Source organism: Robiginitalea aestuariiviva (assembly GCF_029537735.1).
Classification (GTDB): domain Bacteria; phylum Bacteroidota; class Bacteroidia; order Flavobacteriales; family Flavobacteriaceae; genus Robiginitalea; species Robiginitalea aestuariiviva.
Genome location: NZ_JARPUQ010000001.1, coordinates 30,814 through 45,948 on the forward strand (window position 1 = coordinate 30,814; position 15,135 = coordinate 45,948).

At 54.0% G+C, this 15,135-nt stretch carries 19 protein-coding genes and 5 tRNA genes; 3 read left to right on the forward strand and 21 right to left on the reverse strand.

The features are described 5' to 3' along the window. Positions 1-28 precede the first annotated feature (28 nt). The 21 genes from rplL to OZ410_RS00195 all read right to left on the reverse strand — a co-directional run bounded on the left by rplL (position 29) and on the right by OZ410_RS00195 (position 12,961). Entirely contained in the window at positions 29-409 is a 381-nt protein-coding gene (rplL, locus tag OZ410_RS00095) for a 50S ribosomal protein L7/L12 (protein ID WP_277705874.1), read from the reverse strand. Positions 410-462: 53 nt separating this feature from the next. Continuing rightward, a complete protein-coding gene (gene rplJ, locus OZ410_RS00100; RefSeq protein ID WP_277705875.1) occupies positions 463-981 on the reverse strand; it encodes a 50S ribosomal protein L10 in 519 nt (172 codons plus the stop codon). 12 nt (positions 982-993) lie between these two features. Then, complete coding sequence (gene rplA, locus OZ410_RS00105; RefSeq protein ID WP_277705876.1) at positions 994-1,689, reverse strand: 50S ribosomal protein L1; 696 nt, start codon at positions 1,687-1,689, stop codon at positions 994-996. A 20-nt stretch (positions 1,690-1,709) separates the two neighbouring features. Next, positions 1,710-2,147: a 50S ribosomal protein L11 gene (gene rplK / locus OZ410_RS00110; protein ID WP_277705877.1), complete on the reverse strand. Its 438-nt coding sequence runs from the start codon at positions 2,145-2,147 to the stop codon at positions 1,710-1,712. A gap of 129 nt (positions 2,148-2,276) precedes the next feature. Beyond that, the gene (gene nusG, locus OZ410_RS00115) at positions 2,277-2,828 is read right to left on the reverse strand and encodes a transcription termination/antitermination protein NusG (RefSeq protein ID WP_277705878.1); all 552 of its coding nucleotides are present in this window, start codon (positions 2,826-2,828) and stop codon (positions 2,277-2,279) included. 10 nt (positions 2,829-2,838) lie between these two features. After that, positions 2,839-3,027 (reverse strand): preprotein translocase subunit SecE, encoded by a 189-nt coding sequence (gene secE, locus OZ410_RS00120; RefSeq protein WP_277705879.1) that lies wholly within the window; start codon positions 3,025-3,027, stop codon positions 2,839-2,841. A gap of 154 nt (positions 3,028-3,181) precedes the next feature. Continuing rightward, positions 3,182-3,254, reverse strand: a tRNA-Trp gene (locus OZ410_RS00125). A gap of 76 nt (positions 3,255-3,330) precedes the next feature. Further along, entirely contained in the window at positions 3,331-4,518 is a 1,188-nt protein-coding gene (tuf, locus tag OZ410_RS00130) for an elongation factor Tu (RefSeq protein ID WP_088342205.1), read from the reverse strand. A gap of 262 nt (positions 4,519-4,780) precedes the next feature. After that, positions 4,781-4,852: transfer RNA gene (locus tag OZ410_RS00135), tRNA-Thr, on the reverse strand. Between the two features lie 147 nt (positions 4,853-4,999). Beyond that, positions 5,000-5,075: transfer RNA gene (locus tag OZ410_RS00140), tRNA-Gly, on the reverse strand. A 230-nt stretch (positions 5,076-5,305) separates the two neighbouring features. After that, positions 5,306-5,388: transfer RNA gene (locus OZ410_RS00145), tRNA-Tyr, on the reverse strand. Positions 5,389-5,415: 27 nt separating this feature from the next. Beyond that, positions 5,416-5,489 (reverse strand) — tRNA-Thr (locus OZ410_RS00150). An 86-nt stretch (positions 5,490-5,575) separates the two neighbouring features. Beyond that, positions 5,576-5,893 (reverse strand): ribosome hibernation-promoting factor, HPF/YfiA family, encoded by a 318-nt coding sequence (hpf, locus tag OZ410_RS00155; RefSeq protein ID WP_277705880.1) that lies wholly within the window; start codon positions 5,891-5,893, stop codon positions 5,576-5,578. Positions 5,894-5,917: 24 nt separating this feature from the next. After that, on the reverse strand, positions 5,918-6,808 hold the full coding sequence (locus tag OZ410_RS00160; RefSeq protein WP_277705881.1) for a tyrosine-type recombinase/integrase: 891 nt from the start codon (positions 6,806-6,808) through the stop codon (positions 5,918-5,920). An 80-nt stretch (positions 6,809-6,888) separates the two neighbouring features. After that, positions 6,889-7,083: a 30S ribosomal protein S21 gene (gene rpsU / locus OZ410_RS00165; RefSeq protein WP_277705882.1), complete on the reverse strand. Its 195-nt coding sequence runs from the start codon at positions 7,081-7,083 to the stop codon at positions 6,889-6,891. A 69-nt stretch (positions 7,084-7,152) separates the two neighbouring features. After that, the gene (locus OZ410_RS00170; protein ID WP_277705883.1) at positions 7,153-8,316 is read right to left on the reverse strand and encodes an acyl-CoA dehydrogenase family protein; all 1,164 of its coding nucleotides are present in this window, start codon (positions 8,314-8,316) and stop codon (positions 7,153-7,155) included. 13 nt (positions 8,317-8,329) lie between these two features. Further along, positions 8,330-9,166, reverse strand: coding sequence for a ComEA family DNA-binding protein (locus OZ410_RS00175; protein ID WP_277705884.1), 837 nt, complete (start codon positions 9,164-9,166; stop codon positions 8,330-8,332). 28 nt (positions 9,167-9,194) lie between these two features. Then, complete coding sequence (locus OZ410_RS00180; protein WP_277705885.1) at positions 9,195-11,258, reverse strand: amino acid carrier protein; 2,064 nt, start codon at positions 11,256-11,258, stop codon at positions 9,195-9,197. A 104-nt stretch (positions 11,259-11,362) separates the two neighbouring features. After that, positions 11,363-12,370, reverse strand: coding sequence for a potassium channel family protein (locus OZ410_RS00185; protein WP_277705886.1), 1,008 nt, complete (start codon positions 12,368-12,370; stop codon positions 11,363-11,365). Between the two features lie 3 nt (positions 12,371-12,373). Further along, positions 12,374-12,637 (reverse strand): PspC domain-containing protein, encoded by a 264-nt coding sequence (locus OZ410_RS00190; RefSeq protein ID WP_277705887.1) that lies wholly within the window; start codon positions 12,635-12,637, stop codon positions 12,374-12,376. A 12-nt stretch (positions 12,638-12,649) separates the two neighbouring features. Beyond that, positions 12,650-12,961 carry a rhodanese-like domain-containing protein gene (locus tag OZ410_RS00195; protein WP_277705888.1) on the reverse strand — a complete coding sequence of 104 codons (312 nt, stop codon included), beginning with the start codon at positions 12,959-12,961 and terminating at the stop codon, positions 12,650-12,652. A 198-nt stretch (positions 12,962-13,159) separates the two neighbouring features. Between OZ410_RS00195 and OZ410_RS00200 the strand changes: the two genes are divergently transcribed. The 3 genes from OZ410_RS00200 to OZ410_RS00210 are packed head-to-tail and all read left to right on the forward strand — an operon-like array spanning position 13,160 to position 14,904. Further along, a complete protein-coding gene (locus OZ410_RS00200) occupies positions 13,160-13,606 on the forward strand; it encodes a MarR family winged helix-turn-helix transcriptional regulator (RefSeq protein WP_277705889.1) in 447 nt (148 codons plus the stop codon). Between the two features lie 13 nt (positions 13,607-13,619). Further along, positions 13,620-14,276: an NAD(P)H-dependent oxidoreductase gene (locus OZ410_RS00205; protein ID WP_277705890.1), complete on the forward strand. Its 657-nt coding sequence runs from the start codon at positions 13,620-13,622 to the stop codon at positions 14,274-14,276. A 40-nt stretch (positions 14,277-14,316) separates the two neighbouring features. After that, the gene (locus OZ410_RS00210; protein WP_277705891.1) at positions 14,317-14,904 is read left to right on the forward strand and encodes a YceI family protein; all 588 of its coding nucleotides are present in this window, start codon (positions 14,317-14,319) and stop codon (positions 14,902-14,904) included. The last annotated feature ends 231 nt before the right edge of the window (positions 14,905-15,135 follow it).

Below are 15,135 nucleotides of genomic sequence, written 5' to 3' on the forward strand. Positions count from 1 at the left end.
CTAAACCTAAACCGTATGGTTGAAGCGATTATTTAAGCTCAACTTCTGCTCCTGCTTCTTCCAGTGATTTCTTGATACCTTCGGCTTCGTCTTTGGACACGCCTTCCTTAACTGCTTTGGGGGCGCTGTCCACAATCTCCTTGGCTTCTTTCAGGCCAAGACCGGTCAGTTCCTTAACGAGTTTTACAACCGCCAGCTTGGAACCACCTGCGGCTGTCAGGACTACGTCGAACTCGGATTTCTCCTCGGCGGCCTCACCAGCGTCACCACCGGCAGCACCACCGGCAACAGCAACAGCTGCAGCAGCGGGCTCGATCCCGTACTCCTCCTTAAGGATATCAGCCAACTCGTTTACTTCCTTTACGGTAAGGTTGACCAACTGTTCTGCGAATTCTTTCAAATCTGCCATTTTTCTATCGTTTAAAATCTGTTAGAAATTTATACTTAGTTATTAGTGCGTACTTATTCTTTTTCGGAAAGGGTTTTCAGGATACCCGCCAGCTTGCCGCCACCAGATTTCAGGCCGGAAATCACATTCTTGGCCGGAGATTGGAGCAGTGCCACGATATCCGCGATCACCTCTTCCTTGGACTTGATGCTTACCAGCGCGTCCAGTTTATCGTCCCCGATGTATACGGCTTCCTCGATATAGGCTCCCTTGAGCAAAGGCCGGTTAGACTTCTTGCGGAAAGTCTTGATCAGCTTTGCGGGGCCGTTACCGGTTTCGCTAAACATCAGGGAAGTATTTCCTTTCAGGACCTCGGGCAAATCCCCGAACTCCCGGTCGGAAGCTTCCATAGCCTTGGCCAGCAGTGTGTTTTTCACTACGGCCAGCTTTACATTTGCTTTAAAGCAAGCTCTTCTCAGATCTGAAGTGGCCCCTGCATCCAGGCCGGAAATATCGGCCAGGTAAATTGCCGGGCTGCCGGCAAGCTGTGCCGTCAGGTCCTTAATTACTGTTGCTTTTTCTTCTCTGGTCATCTTTAGATGCTTTTAGGGTTGAACCGCCTTAGGATCCAGTTGAACGCTGGGGCTCATAGTGCTGGACATGTAGATACTCTTCATGTACACACCTTTAGCCGCAGCCGGCTTCATCTTGATCAGGGTTTCGATGAGTTCCTTCGCATTGCCGGCAATTTTATCCGGCGAGAAGGATACCTTCCCAATGGCTGCGTGCACGATCCCCGTCTTGTCGACTTTGAAGTCGATCTTACCGGCCTTCACCTCGGCTACGGCCTTGGCCACATCCATAGTAACGGTTCCGGTTTTGGGGTTCGGCATCAGGCCGCGCGGTCCGAGGATTCGGCCGAGCGGGCCGAGTTTCCCCATCACGCTGGGCATGGTGATGATTACATCCACATCGGTCCAACCTCCTTTGATTTTCTCGAGATATTCGTCCAGGCCTGCGTAGTCCGCACCGGCTTCCTTTGCTTCCGCCTCTTTGTCCGGGGTCACCAGGGCCAATACCTTCACGTCCTTTCCGGTTCCATGGGGAAGGGTTACCACCCCGCGTACCATCTGGTTCGCTTTACGGGGGTCCACACCCAGGCGCACGGCCAGGTCTACGGAGGCATCGAATTTTACGTTGGTGATCTCCTTGATGAGCTCGGAGGCTTCCTGCAGGGAATACAGTTTATTGCGGTCCACTTTGGTCCGGGCCTCTTTTTGCTTCTTGGTAAGTTTTGCCATCTTAAAAAGTGCTTTTCAGATTAAAAGGGACGTTTCCCGGCCACCTTCAGCCCCATGGAACGGGCAGTACCCGCAACCATGCTCATGGCCGATTCGGTGGTAAAGGCGTTCAAATCCGCCATCTTGTCTTCCGCGATGGTGCGAATCTGATCCCAGGTTACACTCCCCGCTTTCGCGCGGTTCGGTTCGCCGGAACCCTTTTTAACCTTAGCCGCTTCCAATAGCTGTACTGCCGCCGGAGGTGTCTTGACGACAAAGTCAAAGGACTTGTCGGCATAAACGGTGATAACAACAGGCAGGACTTTGCCCTGTTTGTCCTGCGTACGCGCATTGAACTGCTTGCAGAACTCCATGATGTTAACGCCGGCAGCACCTAAAGCGGGTCCAACCGGTGGCGACGGGTTCGCAGCACCTCCCCTAACTTGTAGTTTTACTACTTTACTTACTTCTTTTGCCATTGTTATAATTAATTTACAACTCCCGGCCGTTTCACCCCGGCCGTCTGTGCCTTCCGGGATTCAGCCCCGGAAAAGTAAAAGTGCGTCTAATTTGGAAGCGACATCACTTTTAAGCGTAACAGATATTTTTCAGACTTTTTCGACTTGCATATAGCTGAGCTCCAGTGGCGTTTTCCGTCCGAAAATCTTCACCATCACTTCCAGCTTGCGCTTCTCTTCGTTGATCTTCTCTACGGTACCGTTGAAGCCGTTGAACGGCCCGTCGATCACCTTTACAGTTTCCCCGAGTACAAAGGGGATAGCGACCGTATCAGTGCTCACAGCCAGTTCATCTACCTTGCCGAGCATACGGTTTACTTCGGACTTGCGAAGCGGCACCGGATCCCCGCCTTTGGTTTCTCCCAGGAAGCCAATCACATTGGTGATGGAGCGGATCACGTGGATCATCTCCCCCACCAGATGGGCCTTCACCATGATATATCCCGGGAAGTAAACGCGTTCTTTGTTGATTTTTTTTCCATTGCGGATCTGGACCACCTTCTCAGTAGGGACCAGGACCTCTTCCAGGTACTCCCCGAAACCGTGGCGCTCTACCTCGCTTTCAATGTACCCTTTGATTTTATTCTCCTGGCCGCTTACCGCGCGAACCACATACCACTTTTTCTCCAGCACTTCAGACATTCTCCTTCTCTTATCCGATTAACGCATTGAAATACACCTGGATAACCTCGGAAAACAGGGAATCTACCGCCCAGGTCGCCAAGGCGAACAGGATGGAGAAAACCGCCACAATAACCATGAGGTTAGAAGCTTCGGACCGCGTAGGGAGCGAAACCTGGTGTTTGAGTTCGTCGTAGGATTCCTTGATGTATGTTAACATGTCCTGCTGTTCTTTATTTGGCCCGGAACCATCCGGGACTTGCGGCCGCCGCGCGGCCTTCGTGACAAATTGCGCGGGAGGAGAGACTCCCTGAAGGACTCCGTCTTCAGGATAAACTTCTCGCCTCACACATACTGTGTTTAGCACTTCATTGCACGGGAGGAGAGACTCGAACTCCCGACACCCGGTTTTGGAGACCGGTGCTCTACCAACTGAGCTACACCCGTATACACAGTGAAAGGGTACCTTCCCGATACGATCAGGACGGGACCCCTCACTGCGTGCCAGTTAAACCCTTAGGGTTTAATCCAGAATCTTGGTTACCTGTCCGGCACCAACGGTACGGCCACCTTCGCGGATCGCGAAGCGCAGTCCCACGTTCAGGGCGATGGGCTGGAGCAGGTCAACAGTAATGGTCAGGTTGTCCCCGGGCATTACCATTTCTACACCGTCAGGCAGTACGATAGTTCCGGTAACGTCGGTAGTACGTACGTAGAACTGAGGACGGTAGTTATTGTGGAAGGGAGTGTGACGACCACCTTCTTCTTTCTTCAGGATATACACCTCAGCCTCGAATTTGGCGTGCGGCTTCACAGAGCCCGGCTTGCAGATTACCATTCCGCGCTTGATATCTTTTTTCTCGATACCACGCAGCAGGATACCTACGTTGTCTCCGGCTTCTCCGCGGTCCAGAATCTTGCGGAACATCTCTACACCAGTAATAGTGGAGGTCAGTTTCTCTGCACCCATACCGATGATCTCAACAGGGTCACCCGTTTTGGCAACACCAGTCTCAATACGGCCGGTAGCAACAGTTCCACGACCGGTAATGGTGAATACGTCTTCAACAGGCATCAGGAAGTCTTTATCCACATCCCGCTGAGGCAGTTCGATCCAGTTGTCTACGGCTTCCATCAGCTCCATAACGGTGTTCACCCATTTTTCCTCCCCGTTCAGGGCACCCAGGGCAGAACCAGCAATTACCGGGCTGTTGTCTCCGTCGTACTCGTAGAAAGACAGCAGTTCGCGAACTTCCATCTCTACCAGCTCCAGCAGTTCCTCATCGTCCACCATGTCTACCTTGTTCAGGAAAACAACGATACGCGGGATACCAACCTGACGGCCGAGCAGGATGTGCTCACGGGTTTGGGGCATAGGACCATCGGTAGCAGCAACCACCAGGATCGCACCATCCATCTGAGCCGCACCAGTTACCATGTTCTTTACGTAGTCGGCGTGACCCGGACAGTCTACGTGTGCATAGTGACGGTTAGCCGTCTGGTACTCCACGTGAGAGGTGTTGATGGTGATTCCACGTTCTTTCTCCTCCGGCGCGTTGTCGATAGAATCGAAGCTGCGCAGTTCGGACAAACCTGCTTTCGCCAAAACAGTGGTGATGGCGGCTGTCAGCGTAGTTTTACCGTGATCGACGTGTCCAATCGTACCGATGTTCAAGTGCGGTTTGGAACGATCAAAAGTTTCCTTAGCCATTGTTAGTGATTTTAATCTTAGTTTATATTAGTGTATCTGCGTTAAAAGCCCCCGAACACCCTGGAATTTCCTCTGGAAAAACCCGACTGCCGGCGGTGTACTCTCGTCCCTGGGGACTTTTATTCTTAAAGCCCGAGCGGGGTATTAGGCCCACTTGACTTTAATTCATTCGAGCCAACGACGGGCCCCGATAACTATCGGGGAAACCCGTGACCTCTTCAGGAGGCTGGGGTTACAATCCCACTTGACTTCAATTCATTCGAGCCAACGACGGGAATTGAACCCGTGACCTCTTCCTTACCAAGGAAACGCTCTACCCCTGAGCTACGTCGGCTTTTTGGCGCAAGGTTCGCAAGACCGACGGAAGGCTCCGTATCCGGCAACACTACGCTTGCCCAAGGTTTGGAAGCGCACCTTCGGGGAAAACCCCGGGCGGCTCGGGATGTACCGTGCCGCCCGGGAAGGGCGGCAGGACATCTCTTGGAGCGGGAGACCGGGTTCGAACCGGCGACATTCAGCTTGGAAGGCTGACGCTCTACCAACTGAGCTACTCCCGCATTACTTTACTTTCAATATGTCATTCAAGGTCTGGCCTTGAAATCGGCTTCAACGAACATCCGGACTCAGGAGGATTACCTCACTTCGTTCGGTGATCCTGGTTCGGGGAACCAGGACGGATTACCTCGCTTTCGCTCGGTGATCCTGGACCGGGGGTCCAGGACCAAAGAAAATTTCTCCGTGGCTTTACGAAAGCGAGCTTTCGACACCCACTCTGAAATTTTCTTTGTGGGGAGAGCAGGATTCGAACCTGCGAAGGTGAAAACCAACAGATTTACAGTCTGTCCTCGTTGGCCGCTTGAGTATCTCCCCCAATGTGTTTATTTCTAAGAACTTACGAGCCGATGGAGGGACTCGAACCCACGACCCCGAGATTACAAATCACGTGCTCTAGCCAGCTGAGCTACATCGGCTTTATGGGCCTTTTTACCACATAAAAAAGTCCGCTATTTCTAACGGACTGCAAATGTAGATAATTATTTATTTAATCAAAACTATTTCAGAAAAATTTTAGGGAGGCATATGCCTTCGGTTTCATTTTCTTTTTGACCAGTTTTCGCTCCAGTGAACTGCACGCGGTATCGACTGCTTCCTCGAAGGTTTTACACTGTTTTTTGACGATAAATGTCTCCTTGGGAACATGCAGTTTAACCTCCGCAATCTTATTCTCCTTACCACTGATATTTTCCACTTTCAGGAAGACTTCTGTCCGGATAATGCGGTCGTAAAAAAGATCCAGTTTATCCAGTCGTTTTTGGGTAAAATCCAGAAGCTTGCCGTCTGCCGTGAAGTTCACGGATTGCATGGTTACATTCATAAAGGCCAATATTAGGGTTTACACTCAGTTCTTGTTCCTGGGGTGGGCACTGCCGTGCACTTTTTTAAGGGTAGCTATGCTGTTGTGCGTGTATACCTGGGTGGACGCCAGGGATGCATGGCCCAGCAATTCCTTTACGGCATTCATATCCGCCCCCTTATTGAGCATGTGCGTGGCGAAGGTATGCCGCAGCATATGCGGACTCTTCTTAACCTTGGCCGACACTAATCCAAGATACTTATTTATAATCCTATAAACAAGATTGGGGTACATTTTATTGCCGTGTACGGTAAGGAAAATATAGGGGGCTTCAGGATCCGGGAATTCCGCTTCGCGCAGGGCCAGGTAACGGCCCAACTGAGGCTTGAGCCCGGCCAGTAGCGGAATAATGCGTTCCTTGTTGCGTTTGCCCAGTACGCGCAGGGTGCCTTGCTGCAAATCCAGGTCCTTCAGCTGCAGCCCAATCAGCTCTGCGCGCCGCATGCCCGTGGCGTATAACAACTCCACCACGAGTTTGTCCCGCAACCCTTCAAAATGGTCCGGGTCCGGCCACTGCGAAAGCAGGGTCCGCATTTCGGCCTCTGAAAAGGGCAGCTCCACCTTTTTATCGACCCGCAGAGGCCGGTGCCCGGTCAGGGGGTTGGAGGGCAATGCGCCCTGGCGCACCATATATTTGTAATAGGCTTTAAGGGAGGCCACCTTCCGGTTAATGGTGCGATTGGCCAGGCCGGATTCCATAAGGTGGATAATCCAGCTGCGGATTACACTATAGGGCATGGCCACCAGGGATTCGCCCGGGTGGTTCTCTTCACAATACACAGCAAAGGCCTGCAGGTCCCTGAGGTAGGCCTGTACGGTATGGGCGGCGTATTTCCGCTCCAGGGCCAGGTATTTCCGAAATGCTTCCAGCGCCATAGCCTAAAGGTACAAAAGGCAGGGGCAAAAAAAACCCCGGCCGAAGGGCCGGGGGTATATTGCATCGCAAGCTGCAGGGACTAGATGTCTTCCTGGTCCCGCAGGTGCTGGATGTATCTCGCTTTTTGCACTTGCTGGCGGCGCTCGATAGAAGGCTTGGTGAACTGCTGGCGTTTCCGCAGCTGGCGCATGGTACCGGTACGGTCAAACTTCCGCTTGAAACGCTTCAGCGCGCGATCTATATTCTCTCCTTCTTTAACAGGTATAATCAACATAGGCTACCACCTCCTTTCTTTTGGGATTTGAGGCTGCAAATATACGCCTCTCTTCGAAAATCCCCGTGTTTATTTCAAAATATTTTTGGCGATCACCACTTTCTGGATCTCGGTTGTCCCTTCCCCAATGGTGCAGAGCTTGGAATCCCGGTAGAACTTCTCCACGGGGAATTCCTTGGTGTACCCATAACCGCCATGGATCTGTACGGCTTCGTTAGATACCCGCACACAGACTTCGGAAGCGTACATCTTGGCCATGGCGCTCAACTGGGTAACCGGCCGGCCCTGGTTCTTCAGGAAGGCCGCCTTGTGCACCATGAGCTCAGACGCCTCAATCTCGGTAGCCATTTCGGCCAACTTAAAGGATATCCCCTGGAACTGGCTGATCGGCTTGCCGAACTGCACCCGTTCCTTAGAGTACTTCAGGGCGGCGGCATAGGCCCCTTTGGCAATCCCGAGGGAGAGGGCAGCAATGGAGATCCGCCCACCATCCAGTACCTTCATGGATTGGATAAACCCTTCTCCTACCGGCCCCAGCCGATGGGAATCCGGGATGCGGCAGTTATCGAAGATCAGCTCGGCCGTTTCGCTGGCGCGCATGCCCAGTTTATCCTCTTTCTTGCCGCTGCTGAAACCCGGCGTGCCCTTTTCAATGACGAAGGCGGTCATTCCCCGGCTGTCACCCTTTTCGCCCGTACGGGCAATGACTACGGCCACGTCCCCGCTAATGCCGTGGGTGATAAAGTTCTTGGCACCGTTCAAAACCCAGTGGTCCCCATCCTGCCGTGCGGTGGTATTCATGCCGCCGGCGTCGGACCCGGTGTTGTGCTCGGTAAGCCCCCAGGCACCAATCCACTCCCCTTTGGCGAGTTTCGGAATCCAACGGGCCTTCTGCTCCTGGTCACCAAATTCCAGAATGTGGTTGGTACATAGAGAATTGTGGGCAGCTACGGACAACCCTATGGAAGGGTCAACCTTGGAGATTTCTTCAATAATGGCGATGTATTCATGGTACCCCAGGCCGGACCCCCCAAGGGATTCGGGCACCAGCACGCCCATAAAGCCGAGTTCGCCCGCTTTGCGGAAAACCTCGATGGGAAAGTGCTGGGATTCGTCCCATTCCATAATGTGGGGGCGCAGGTGCTGCTCGGCAAAGGCACGGGCAGATTCGGCTACCAGCCGCTGGGTTTCAGAGTATTCAAAGTTTAATGCGGTCACCGTTTCGGGGGTCATAGCACGCTTTTTTTTAAAGTGCCAAATATAACCCAATTCTCTCAATTTTATCGGCAGGGATACCGGGCACCTCCTGCAATTGGGAAAGTTTTAAGAAGGGGCCGTGGCGTTCGCGGTAGCGCACAATTTCCCGCGCCATCTCCCACGACAGGTACGGCAGACGCGCCAATTCGGCCACCGGGGCTGTATTCAGGCTGGGCTTGTGGACCTCGGGCGGCTTCCCTACGCGGAAGCGTTTTATAGCGCGGGCGGCCACCTGCGGATCCAGGCCGTAAACATCGTAGAGCTGGCTGGCATCCATAAAGCCGCCCAGAGCTTCCCGGAACTTCAGGATGCGCCGGGCTAACACCGGCCCGATACCCCGTACCTCCATAAGTTGCACCTCCGTAGCGGTATTCAGCTCCAGCACAGGAAGTCTCTTTTTAGGCGGTCGCGCCCTGTTGCGGGGCGGGTATGGGTAGTACAATTGCTCCTGTAATAAGGCATAGGCGGAATCCGATATGCCGGTAACCTGCCGGAAGGTTGCCGAGGTATAGATGCGGCCGCCGCCACGGCGGTAAGCCTGCAACCGGTCCATGGCCCCGGGGCTTAACCCCAGGCGATAGCCCTGGTAATCGGACAGGTAGTTGGGGTTTACCCGTCTTACGGGCGAACGGGAAACCTGTTGCTGCTTCAGGCTGTCCAGCAGGTTTTGCCGCAGGGAATCCAGGGCCACCTGAACCCCGGGAGGCGGCACCCATTGCGGCAGTTGTCTGCGGCCCCACTCCAGCCCCCAGAGCAGGCAACAAAAAATAAAAATCCCACTCCGGAGCCGCAAGGGATATCCGGAGTGGGATCTGGGCTGCCGCATCCGGTAAAGGTACCGGGGCGGCGCGCAATTATTTTGCAGCCTTCTTGAACAACAGGTTGGCTTTCAGTTTTTGAAGGTAATTATCCAGGTCTTCACGCACCTCGCCGGACATGATATACAAGCCGATGATGTTCGGGAAGGACATGGCCAGGATCATCATATCCGAAAAGTCCAGTACCGCTCCCAGGGAAACAGAGGCGCCTATGACCACAAAAACCAGGAACAGCAACTTATAAGCCATTTCAGTTTTGCGGCTCTTGCCAAACAGGTAGGTCCAGGCACGCATGCCGTAATAAGACCAGGAGATCATGGTCGAAAAAGCAAAGAGGAATACGGCAATGCCGAGTACATACGGGAACCAGCTGAAGACACTGCCAAAGGCGTCAGAGGTGAGCTGGGCGCCGGCCATACCTTCCACTTCGTGCATCCCGGTAAAGATCAGCACCAGGGCGGTCAGGGTACACACCACAACCGTGTCGATAAAGGGCTCCAGCAGGGCCACAAAGCCTTCCGAAGGCGGGTGGTTGGTCTTGGCCGTACTGTGGGCGATGGCCGCGGAACCTACCCCGGCCTCATTGGAAAAGGCCGCCCGCTGGAAGCCGACCACCAGGACACCGATAACCCCACCCTTAAGGGCGGAGGGGCTGAAGGCGCCTTCAATGATGGCCGAAAAAGCCGGGCCAATGTTTTGGATATTTAAAATGATGACAGCCAGGGCAGCAATCACATAAATGGAAGCCATGAGCGGCACTACCCGCCCGGTTACCTTGGCAATACTCTTGATCCCGCCAATAATCACCACCCCTACCAGGATGGAGGTTACCACGCCAAACCAGAATCCGTTGCCCTGCAGGACCGTGAATTGTCCTGCCAATTGCTCAAAGGACTGGTTGGCCTGGAACATATTCCCTCCCCCGAAGGAGGCGCCTACCGCCAGGATGGCGAAGAGGATGGACAATACCCGGCCCAGGCCCTTCATATTGCGTTTTTCCAGGCCGTAGCGCAGGTAGTTCATCGGGCCGCCAAATACGCGTCCGTCCGGCAGAATGTTCCGGTATTTCACCCCCAGGGTACATTCCACAAATTTGGAAGACATCCCCAGCAAGCCGCAGACAATCATCCAGAAGGTGGCTCCGGCCCCGCCCAGGGATACAGCAACAGCCACTCCGGCAATATTCCCGAGGCCCACGGTTCCGGATACGGCAGTAGCCAGCGCCTGGAAGTGGGTAACCTGCCCCGGGGCGTCCGGGTCGTCGTATTTGCCTTTGGCCAGGTCAATGGAGTGGCGAAAGCCGCGGATGTTGATAAAGCCCATACGCAGGGTAAAGAAGGTAGCCCCAAGCACCAGCCAGATCACGATAAAGGGAATCCCGTTGGAAATAGGGTCGCCGTTCGGGTGGGTCATCACCACGGGTTGATCGTAATGCACTTCGGCCAGGTAATGGGCCCCTTGCTCAATTACGTGTTCCGGGTTATTGGGGTCGTAGATCACGCCTCCCTCGGCTACCAGGTGGTTCAGGGTCCCGCCGGCCTCGGCGCGTACGCTTACGTCGTTCCCATCGCCCCGGGTAATCACGGCCACAGGGTCGCCTTTCTTCACCTTTTGTCCATCGGCCACAATCCAGCGTTTAAGTACAAAGCGCTCAGTCACTTCAGGGCTCCATCCCGGCACCGGGATACGTTTCATCTCGGCGTAGACTACCGGGTCGTATAACCCGAAGGAGGCAAAGGGATCCCAGAACAGCACGCTGCCCAGGGCATTTACCGCCGGGGTCATGGTCCCGTTAAACACCTCGGTAATAGCCTCTGTGGGCACCGTATACACCCGGGTTACGGTGTTGCCCCGGGAGTCCGTGATAACCACGGAATAGGGCACTCCTTCGGTCAGGCCGGTAGCCTGGTCCGAGCTCAGGGGGGTACTCTGGTTGCTCCACTTATAGGTATAGGGCGGCACCCCGCCGGAAACATTCAGGTGGACCACCCCGTCGTTGATGTTGCTCGACGGGTTATTTATGGATTCCTTCACCTGCAGGTCCTGTGCACTGAGGTTCAGAAAAAGACCGCTAAGGATGAGGGTATAGAAAAACTTCATAGGTTTTGCGTACGTTTTTAGTGGGTTTCGTTTTTGCGTTCGGCCAATATCCTAAAAATATTTAACCCGGTCAAATCCGGACGGGCATCAGGGGCCCTTCGGGATCAGCCAATATGGAACATTTGGTTGAGTTTGCGGATCTGCTCCGGCCGGCCCAGCACAATGACCTTGCTCTTGGGTTCCAGGGGCAGGTCTGCCTCGGGGTTGATGATGTATTTGCCATCCGGGGCAATATACCCGATTATGGTACAGCCCGTCTTGCGCCTCAGGTCCAGGTCCCTTAAGGTGTTGCAGTCTACCTGGTCCCGGAAGTCCTCAATCTCCACTTCCTCCAGGTTGGTGGTGGTCCCGCCTTCCATGGAAAGCTTATCCATAAAGGTGATCAGGTCCGGCAACACCACCAGGGAAGCCATGTGGTCGCCCCCGATCTTGTCCGGCATAATGACCTTGTCCGCCCCGGCCAGCTGCAGCTTCTTTACCGAAGAGATCTGGGAAGCCCGGCTGATGATAAACAGCTTCTTGTTCAGCTGGCGGGCCGTGAGCACCACAAAGAGGTTGGCCGCATCTTCCGGCAGGGTGGCAATCAGGTAATTTGCCCGGTCCACCCCGGCCTCGAGCAAAACCTCGTCCTCGTTGGCATCCCCCTCCACAAACAGGTACTCCTCCTCGAACTTCTCGATCACCTCCCGGTTTTTTTCGATAATAACGAAGGGGCGGTTGTACATCTCCAGGCGTTGGGCGGCCTGGGAACCGTTGCGGCCAAAACCGCAGACAATAACGTGCTGGTCCAGTTGGTCGATGCGCTGTTTCACTTTCTTTTGCTTTAGGGTTTGGAGGGTGTTGCGGCTCAGGATGTATTCGGTAATCACGGAAATGGCGAAGGCGAAGATAAAGACGCTGCAGATAATCAGCACCACCGTAAAGAGGCGGGTTTCGGTGTCCAGGGGCCTGACCTCCTGGAAGCCCACCGTAGTTACCGTAATGATGGTCATGTACAGCGCTTCGCTCCAGGTGTAGTCCGCCAGGATCCGGTACCCCAGAACGCCCATGGAAAGCATGGCGAACATCAGGGTCAGGGCCAGGTAGAATTTAGAGCGGAAGAGCTTCAGCATGGGCTACAGGTCAAAGACGGAGGTGCGTTTGGTATAGATAAGATCCTTGATCTTCAGCCAGAAGGCCAGAAAAAGGTAGAGGGCGAAACCAAAGCCCAGGGTAACGAAGGTAAGGTAGATGAAGGAGGTGCGCACCACCCGGGTACGAATACCCAGGCGTTCTGCGATCCTGCGGCACACCTCAAAGCCGCGCTTCTGGAAATAATAGAGCAGCCGGTAAAAGACATTTCCCTCCACTTCGTTCATATAGGGTGCTTTGGCATCCATTCCCGTTCCGGATCAGGTAATGACATCCCCTTCCCATTCCATCATGCCACCCATCAGGTTGTAGGTGCGGCCAAAGCCACGGCTTTGCATGAGGGCACAGGCCTGCCCGCTCCGGTTTCCGGAACGGCAGTATACGTAATAGCTCTTGGCTTTATCCAGCTTATCGATTTCCTCCAGGAATCCGGCTCCCTGGTAAAAATCGAGGTGGATGGCACCGGGGATAATCCCCTCCTCCACTTCCTGGTCGGTGCGGACATCCAGGATCACCGCTTCGGGATCTGCCTGGGCCTTGGCTGCCCATTGCTCTTGAGTCAAATCTGACATATAGGATACGTTTTTTACCCCGTAAAGGTACAATTTATAGCGGAACCCTTATGCAGAAAGAAGTACGGCAGGCCCTGCACAACCCAGTCCGGCGGCGCGGGTAAATGCCTTAAGGTTTTTAACAAAAGTTTAGTGCAGCAGGCCTTGCGGGAACCAGAACACCATCTTACATTTGTCATCACAACATTTGTATATACAATGAATGTGGAGGCCCTTTTAAAAACCGAACGCCCCATGCCGCTGGAGCAGCGGTCCATCATACACCTGATCCTGGTGCACAACCATATATATGACGCCCTGACCCAGGTGCTGAAGGCGTATGAGGTTTCCATCCCCCAATTCAATGTGCTGCGCATTTTGCGGGGCCAGAAAGGAGCCCCGGCCAACCTGGGCACCATTAACGAACGTATGATTAATAAGATGAGTAACACCACCCGTCTGGTAGACAAACTCATCGTCAAAGGCCTGGTGCGCCGCAATATCTGCCCCAACAATCGCAGGAAAGTGGAAATCTTCCTGACCGATGCCGGGGAAGAGGCCCTCCGCGAAATGGATGTGGCCGTAGCGACCCGCGAGCAGGAATTGCTGGCCGGGCTGTCCGAACAGGACCTCAAGACTTTAAACAACCTGCTTGACCAAATCTAATCCCTAAAATCCTATGTCGACCCAAGTAGAAAATCTTCAGATCCCTTCCCTTGAAGCCCTGCAATGGCGGTATGCCACCAAGCGCTTTGACGCGGATCGTAAAATCGATGCCGAAACCCTGACCCAACTGCTGGCGGCCATTCGCCTGGCCCCTTCCTCCTACGGGCTGCAACCCTACCGCGTACTGGTGGTGGAATCTCCGGAAATCCGGGAAAAACTGCGGGCAGCCAGCTGGAACCAACCCCAGCTTACCGAAGCCTCACATGTGCTGGTCTTTGCCCACCGGACCGCGTTTGGGGACGAACTTATCGATTCTTACCTGCGGCGTGTAGCCCATGTACGTGACACCGATATGGACAACCTGAAAGGCTATGGCGACTTCATGAAATCGAAGCTGCTGGACCTTCCGGATGCTGCAAAAAATGAATGGACGGCGCGCCAGGCCTACATTGCCCTGGGCAACCTGATGTACGCCGCGGCCGAGGCCCGGGTAGATACCTGCCCCATGGAAGGGTTTGAGCTGGAAACCGTAAACGAAATCCTGGACCTGCCGGCCCAGGGGTACAGCGCTGCCGTAATAGCTACCATTGGCTACCGCAGCGAGGAAGACGTGACCCAGCACTACCAGAAAGTACGCCGCACCGAAGAAGAACTTTTTGAATACCTCTGATTACGCATATTACTCTAACGCTTTAAACAAAAACAACAACATGAAAAAGCAAATCATTACCCTGGCCCTGGCCCTGATGGCAGGAGGCGCCGCCCTGGCCACAGAACCGGCCGTTGAGAAAAAGGAAGTGAACACCGAAAAGAGCACCGTAACCTGGAAGGCCTACAAGGTGACTGGTTCCCACACCGGGACCGTAGCCCTGAAATCCGGATCCCTGATGTTCGAGGACGGACAATTGAGCGGAGGCGAGTTTGCCGTAGACATGACCTCCCTGACCGCTACCGACCTGGAAGGCGAATGGCGCGACAAGCTGGTAGGCCACCTGAAGTCCGACGATTTCTTCTCCACGGCCAGCCACCCGGAATCCACCCTGGTATTCACCAGCATCAAGGCCAACGGGAAGAACTCCTACGAAGTAACCGGCGACCTCACCATCAAGGGGATCACCAAGCCTGTGACCTTTGACCTGTCCGTATACGGCAGCAAGGCAACCGCCACCATGAAGATCGACCGGGCCGAGTACGACGTACGCTATGGCTCAGGCAGCTTCTTTGACGACCTGGGAGACAAAACCATCTACGATGAGTTTGACCTGGTAGTAGACCTGGAATGGGATACCGCCAGCTAAACGGTACCACGGAAAGACCGGTCCTTGATGGGCCGGTTTTTTTTTTGGCCTGAAATGATTGGGAAAAATAAGATTTCGTTCTATCTTTGAAATCTCATGAAACCGAATTTCCATACAATCTGGTGGTGGCTGCAACTTCACGAAACCCCGTGACCTGAGCCCCTATGGTTGTATTTCGAATAAAGGCTTGTCTGTCACGACAGGCCTTTTTTCGTGGAAAACATTAAGCCA